Source organism: Devosia sp. (assembly GCF_041917035.1).
GTDB lineage: Bacteria > Pseudomonadota > Alphaproteobacteria > Rhizobiales > Devosiaceae > Devosia_A.
Genome location: NZ_JAYRYM010000403.1, coordinates 1 through 2,203, shown reverse-complemented (window position 1 = coordinate 2,203; position 2,203 = coordinate 1). Strand labels below are relative to the sequence as shown.

Genomic DNA, 2,203 nt, shown 5'->3' with positions numbered 1-2,203 from the left:
GGCATGGTCACGCGGCGCTCGGTGCTGGGCGACCAGCACGTGGACAGTGCCACCGCCGGCATGTCCGATTTCGACAGGGACTTTCAGTCGTTCATCGTCGAAGGGGCCTGGGGCTCGGTCTGGTCGCGGCCCGGACTGACGCGGCGCGAGCGCTCGCTGGTCACGCTGGCGCTGCTGGCGGCGCTTGGGCACGAGGAGGAGTTCGCCATGCATGTCAGGGCCACGGCCAATACCGGGGCGAGCCCCGACGACATCAAGGAGGCGCTGATGCACGTGGCCGTCTATGCCGGCGTGCCGACGGCCAATGCCGCCTTCCGGATCGCCAAGCAGGAACTCGCCAAGCTGCCCGGGGACAGGCCGCTTCAGGCCAGGCGCGAGGAGTCGGCGGAATGAGCGGCATCCTGCTTCCCGGCGACGACGGCGTGCTGTTCCAGCGCGACCGCGCCTGGCACCCGCCGGCCGATACTCCCGGCTACAAGAGCAGCACGCTGCGGGCGCCGCGGCACAGCCTGCTCTCGCTCGGTCCGACCCGGTCGGAACTGACCGGCCCGACCTTCGGGCACGAAAGGCTCGGGCCGCTGGACAACGACCTGATCCGCAATTTCAGCCAGGACGGCAGCGAGGCGATCGGCCAGCGGCTGATCGTCTATGGCCAGGTGCTCGACGAGAACGCCCGTCCGGTGCGGGGCACGCTGGTGGAGTTCTGGCAGGCCAATGCCGGCGGCCGCTACCGCCACAAGCGGGAAGGATACAGCGCCGCGCTCGACCCGAACTTCGGCGGGTTCGGGCGGGCGATCACCGACGAGCGGGGATTCTATCACTTCCGCACCGTGCGGCCCGGCGCCTATCCCTGGCCGAATGGCGGCAATGACTGGCGCCCCGCGCATATCCACTTCTCGATCTTCGGCCATGCCTTCGCGCAGCGGCTGATCACGCAGATGTACTTCGAAGGCGACCCGATGATCTGGCAATGCCCGATCGTCGGCACCATTCCGGACAAGGCCGGCATCGAGCAGCTGATCGCCCGGCTCGATCGGCACAACACCACGCCGATGGATGCGCTGGCCTATCGTTTCGACATCGTTCTGCGCGGCCGGCGCTCGACCATGTTCGAGAACAGACTGGAGGGGAACTGATGCTGCACCCGACCCCGACGCTCAAGGAAACGCCGTCGCAGACGGCCGGACCCTACGTCCATATCGGCATGACGCCGAACCTGTGCGGCATCACCGGGGTGATCGACGCCGATGCCGGCGCCAGCATGCTGACGCCCGATACCAGGGGGGAGCGCATCACCATCACCGGACGGGTTCTCGACGGCTCGGGCGCGCCGGTCGGCGACGCCGTGCTGGAGATCTGGCAGGCCGACGCCGACGGCGCCTTCGCCGCACCGATGGGGCCCAACTCCAACTCGCGCCCTGCCTTCACCGGCTGGGGCCGGCAGGCGGCGGCAGCGGACGGGACATTCGTGTTCGAAACGATCAAGCCGGGCCGCGTCGAGGGTCCCGACGGCCGGCCGATGGCCCCGCACGTCTCGGTGTGGATCGTGGCGCGCGGCATCAATATCGGGCTGCAGACCCGCATCTATTTCGCCGATGAGGCGGAGGCGAATGCCGGCGACTATGTGCTCAACAGGATCATGGACGCACGGCGCCGCGAGACGCTGGTGGCGCGTCGCGAGGCGGGGGCGGTGCCGCGTTATGTGCTCGACATCCACCTGCAGGGCGAGCGCGAGACGGTGTTCTTCGACTTCTGAGCCGCGGGGGCCTTGTGCCGGCGCGCGGGAGCGGGAACAGTCGCGTCCCGAGGCCTTGGCGAGACGATGACGATGACCCTGCTGACCGCGCTTGCCGGCGATGCCGAGACCGAGGCCCTGCTCGGCGATGAGGCACAGCTCGACGCCATGCTGGCGGTGGAGAAAGCCCTCGCCGACGCGAGCGCCGATGTCGGCTGGATCGGAACGGCGGCGGCCGCGGCGATCGGGGCGGCCATTGCCGGCTTTGTGCCGGATCGGGCCGGCCTCGCCGCGGGGATGGCGCAGGACGGCGTCGTGGTGCCGGCTCTGCTGCGCCAATTGCGCGCGACGATCGCCCCGCCGCACCGGGATGCGCTGCATCGGGGGGCCACCAGCCAGGACATCGTCGACACCGCGCTGATGCTGCAGCTGCGGCGGGTACTCGACCTGCACGAGGCGCGCCTCGAC

At 69.7% G+C, this 2,203-nt stretch carries 3 protein-coding genes and 1 pseudogene; all 4 read left to right on the top strand.

The genetic code is table 11. The features are described from left to right. Positions 1 to 393 (top strand): 4-carboxymuconolactone decarboxylase (gene pcaC, locus ACE3TU_RS21640; protein ID WP_374627921.1); only part of this gene is annotated, 393 nt, incomplete at its 5' end. Next, positions 390 to 1,136: a protocatechuate 3,4-dioxygenase subunit beta gene (gene pcaH / locus ACE3TU_RS21635; protein ID WP_374627920.1), complete on the top strand. Its 747-nt coding sequence runs from the start codon at positions 390 to 392 to the stop codon at positions 1,134 to 1,136. The genes pcaC and pcaH, both read left to right, overlap by 4 nt. Further along, positions 1,136 to 1,756, top strand: coding sequence for a protocatechuate 3,4-dioxygenase subunit alpha (gene pcaG, locus ACE3TU_RS21630; protein WP_374627919.1), 621 nt, complete (start codon positions 1,136 to 1,138; stop codon positions 1,754 to 1,756). Before pcaH ends, pcaG begins: the two co-directional genes overlap by 1 nt. Positions 1,757 to 1,828: 72 nt before the next feature. Then, positions 1,829 to 2,203: pseudogene (locus tag ACE3TU_RS21625) on the top strand (3-carboxy-cis,cis-muconate cycloisomerase); the annotation flags it as partial.

Excerpts from the sequence above, each read along its gene's own strand:
- pcaH (WP_374627920.1), top strand. The coding sequence starts at position 390 with ATGAGCGGCATCCTGCTTCCCGGCGACGACGGCGTGCTGTTCCAGCGC.
- pcaG (WP_374627919.1), top strand. The coding sequence starts at position 1,136 with ATGCTGCACCCGACCCCGACGCTCAAGGAAACGCCGTCGCAGACGGCC.